The 4188-nt window shown below is 69.6% G+C and carries 3 protein-coding genes; all 3 read left to right on the top strand.

What is annotated here, in order from left to right; genetic code table 11:
* Positions 1-69: 69 nt before the first annotated feature.
* A complete protein-coding gene (locus VOI19_RS15435; RefSeq protein WP_323793852.1) occupies positions 70-2655 on the top strand; it encodes a DEAD/DEAH box helicase in 2586 nt (861 codons plus the stop codon).
* 378 nt (positions 2656-3033) lie between these two features.
* On the top strand, positions 3034-3927 hold the full coding sequence (locus VOI19_RS15430; protein ID WP_323793853.1) for a ParA family protein: 894 nt from the start codon (positions 3034-3036) through the stop codon (positions 3925-3927).
* Positions 3912-4188: hypothetical protein (locus VOI19_RS15425; RefSeq protein ID WP_323793851.1), on the top strand; the 277-nt coding region annotated here is incomplete at its 3' end. The genes VOI19_RS15430 and VOI19_RS15425, both read left to right, overlap by 16 nt.

Genomic DNA, 4188 nt, shown 5'->3' with positions numbered 1-4188 from the left:
GGTCTACACCCTGGTCACCGTCGACAACCTGCGCGAGGTCTTCGCGACCTCCCACCCCCGGGCGCGCGCATGAGCACCGACTTCGACGCCGTCTACGACGACATCACCGCGCTGGCGACCTCGCGCGGACTGGAGCTGTATCCACACCAGGACGAGGCGATCCTCGAGATCCTGGCGGGCAACAACGTCGTGCTCGCCACCCCGACAGGCTCGGGCAAGTCGCTCGTGGCGCTGGGGGCTCACAAGGCGGCCCTGGCCGACGATCGCGTGTCGTTCTACACCGCTCCCATCAAGGCGCTGGTGAGCGAGAAGTTCTTCGAGCTGTGCGCGGTCTTCGGTGCCGAGAACGTCGGCATGCTCACCGGCGACGCGGCGGTCAACGCCGATGCGCCGATCATCTGCTGCACCGCCGAGATCCTGGCCAACATCGCCCTGCGCGAAGGCGCGGACGCCGACGTCGGTCTCGTGGTCATGGACGAGTTCCACTTCTACGCCGAGCCCGATCGCGGCTGGGCCTGGCAGGTGCCGCTCCTCGAGCTGCCCCAGACGCAGTTCGTGCTGATGTCGGCCACGCTCGGTGACGTCAGCGAGATCGCCGAGGACCTCACCCGGCGCAACGGTCGCGAGACCGCGATCGTCGATGACGCCGAGCGCCCGGTGCCCCTGACCTTCACCTGGGCCCTCACCCCGCTCGCCGAGACCCTCGAGGAGCTCGTCTCCACCAAACAGTCGCCGGTCTACGTCGTGCACTTCACGCAGAAGGAAGCGGTCGAGCAGGCGACCAACCTGCTCAACAACAAGGTCGTCTCGACCGCGCTGAAGGACTCGCAGAAGGAGGCGATCGCCGAGCACCTCGGTGGCTTCCGCTTCGGGGCCGGCTTCGGCAAGACCCTCTCCAAGCTGCTGCGGCGCGGCATCGGCGTCCACCACGCCGGCATGCTGCCGCGCTACCGCCGCGCGGTCGAGCAGCTGGCCCAGGCGGGCCTGCTGACGGTGATCAGCGGCACCGACACCCTCGGGGTCGGTATCAACGTCCCGATCCGCACGGTGCTCTTCACCGGCCTGGCCAAGTACGACGGCTCGCGATCGCGCGTCCTGCGCACCCGCGAGTTCCTCCAGATCGCCGGCCGCGCGGGCCGGGCCGGTTTCGACACCGCCGGCTACGTCGTCGTCCAGGCTCCCGAGCACACGATCGAGAACGAGAAGGCCAAGGCCAAGGCCGACGCCAAGAACGCTGCCCCGGGCGCCAACGCCAAGCGCAAGAGCAAGGCGCAGCTCAAGAAGCCACCCGAGGGCACCGTGGTGTGGACCGAGCAGACCTTCGAGAAGCTCGTGGCCGGGGTGCCCGAGCAGCTGGTCTCGCGGATGCGGGTCGACAACGCCATGCTCATCAACGTCCTGACCCGCGAGGAGGACGCCTTCGCGGTCCTGCGGCGGCTGCTCCACGACAACCACGAGCCGCGCAAGCAGCAGCTGCGGCTGAGTCGACGCGCGCTGCGCCTGGCTCGGAGCCTGCTGCAGTCCGAGACGATCACCCGGCTCGACGAGGTCGACGAGTTCGGGCGTCGCTACGTGCTGACACACGACCTGCCGCCCGAGTTCGCGCTCAACCAGCCGCTCTCGCACTTCGCCCTCGCGGCGCTCGACGTGCTCGACCCGGAGTCGGAGACCTACACCCTCGACATCGTCTCGGTGATCGAGGCGGTCCTCGACGCCCCGCGCCAGATCCTCTTCGCCCAGCAGCACTCCGCGCGTGGCGAGGCGATCGGGGAGATGAAGGCCGACGGCCTCGAGTACGACGAGCGGATGGCGCTGCTCGACCAGATCACCTGGCCTCAGCCCCTGGCCGAGATGCTGGAAGCCACCTACGAGCTCTACCGCCAGAGCCACCCGTGGCTCTCCGAGGACGCCCTCGGCCCCAAGGCAGTCGTGCGCGAGCTCTACGAGCAGGGCATGAGCTTCACCGACTTCTGCTCCCGCTACGCCCTGGCCCGTTCGGAGGGCCTGGTGCTGCGCTACCTCACCGACGCCTACCGGGCACTGCGGCAGACGGTGCCCGACGCCCACCGCACGCCCGAGCTCGACGACCTCATGGAGTGGTTGGCCGAGACCATCCGTCAGACCGACTCCTCGCTGCTGGACGAGTGGGAGGCGTTGAGTGACCCCGACCAGGCGCAGGGCATCGGCGAGCCCGCCCCGCCGACCTCGCCGCGACCGATCTCCCAGCAGGATCGCGCGTTCCGGGTGATGGTGCGCAACGCGATGTGGCGACGGGTCGACCTGGTCGCCCGCGACAACCTCGACGGGCTGATGGCTCTCGAGCGAGCAGCAGCCGACCGCACCGACCCGCCTCGGGAGGTGGTGATGACCAGGTCGGCCTGGGACGCCGCCATCGAGGACTACTACGCCCAGCACGACACGGTCCAGACCGACGGCGACGCCCGCGGACCCGACCTTCTCCGCATCGAGGTCGCCACCGGTGAGCCGGCCGGCGCCGAGGACGTCACGGCTCGACTGTGGCGGGTCACCCAGACCATCGCGGACCCCGCCGGCGACCGTGACTGGGTCATCGAGGCGATCGCCGATCTCGACGCCTCCGACGAGGCCGGCGAGCTGGTCCTGGCGAGCGTCGCACTGCGCTGTCTGTCCGACTGAGCCGGCCTGCGAGTTCTCCACGAGTTCTCCACAGAGTTCTCCACAGTGGAGTCGTCCCTGTGGGGGACGGGAGGGAGCCCGTGCACAGGAACGGGCAGGTTCTCCACAGATTGGGACCTGCTACCAAGTCCAGGGGAGCCCGCCCTAGGACCCGTGGGCGATACGGCCTAGAGTCCGCGGCGAGCCGCTCTGATGTCGCTGTGTCGACATTGTTCACTGGGAGGGCCCGCACACCGCAACGCAGCGCAATGCAGAGGGAGCACGCACATGAGCGAGGGAATGCACGGCGCACCACTCATGCCGCCGCGGATCGCCATGCCGTCCGCCGGCACCGCCAGCGCCGCCAGCACTGACGTCGACGACGTCAAGGACGCCTCGATGCTGCCGTTCGACAAGCCCGCCTCCCCGGCCACAGGGCCTGCCCCGAAGGCCGAGCTGGGTCCGACGGGTCGACCCATGCCGGTGCTGCCCGAGCCCAAGGCGCTGACCACCCACGGCAACGCCCGCGTGGTCTCCATGTGCAACCAGAAGGGTGGGGTCGGCAAGACCACGACCACCATCAACCTCGGTGCGTCGCTGGCGGAGTTCGGCCGCAAGGTCCTGCTGGTCGACTTCGACCCGCAAGGCTCGCTGTCGGTCGGTCTGGGTCTCAACCCGCACGAGATGGACCTGACGATCTACAACCTGCTGCTGCAGGCCGACGTCACCCTCGAGGACGTCGTGGTGCCCTCCGGCGTACCCGGGATGGACCTGCTGCCCTCCAACATCGACCTGTCGGCCGCTGAGGTGCAGCTGGTCAACGAGGTCGCCCGCGAGCAGACCCTCCAGCGCGTGCTCGCACCGGCCCTGGCGCAGTACGACGTCATCCTGATCGACTGCCAGCCCTCGCTCGGCCTGCTGACCGTCAACGCGCTGACGGCCTCCGACGGTGTCATCGTGCCCCTGGAGTGCGAGTACTTCGCCCTGCGCGGCGTCGCGCTGCTGAAGACGACCATCGACACGGTGCGCGAGCGGCTCAACCCGCGCCTCGAGATCGAGGGGGTGCTCGGCACGATGTTCGACGGCCGCACGCTCCACGGTCGCGAGGTCATGGAGCGCCTGGTCCAGGCGTGGGGCGACACGGTGTTCCACACCGTCATCCGCCGCACCGTGAAGTTCTCCGACTCGACCGTCGCGGGCGAGCCGATCACGACGTACGCCAGCTCGTCTGCCGGGGCCGACTCCTACCGTCAGCTCGCGAAGGAGGTGCTGTCGCGATGGCCCGACGCGTGAGCCTTCCCGCCGCCGACGACCTGTTCCGTCCCACCAGCCCCGGTGTCACCGAGGCACCGTCAGTGGCCGAGTCGGCCGTGCGCGCCGTGCCGGACGTCGCCGAGGCGCCGCCCGCGAACGAGCCCGAGCCGTCCAAGGCAGCGGCGTGCGGCCGCATCCGCCACGACGAGAAGATGACCGTCTACGTCACCTCCGACGAGCTGATGGCCATCGAGCAGGCGCGCCTGACCCTGCGCGGCCGGCACCGCCTGGCCGTCGACC

This window comes from Nocardioides sp. (assembly GCF_034670285.1).
Lineage (GTDB): Bacteria > Actinomycetota > Actinomycetes > Propionibacteriales > Nocardioidaceae > Nocardioides.
Note: the sequence above shows the minus strand (reverse complement) of the source record. Positions and strands in the feature narration are given on the sequence as shown.

Excerpts from the sequence above, each read along its gene's own strand:
- VOI19_RS15435 (WP_323793852.1), top strand. The coding sequence starts at position 70 with ATGAGCACCGACTTCGACGCCGTCTACGACGACATCACCGCGCTGGCG.
- VOI19_RS15430 (WP_323793853.1), top strand. The coding sequence starts at position 3,034 with ATGCTGCCGTTCGACAAGCCCGCCTCCCCGGCCACAGGGCCTGCCCCG.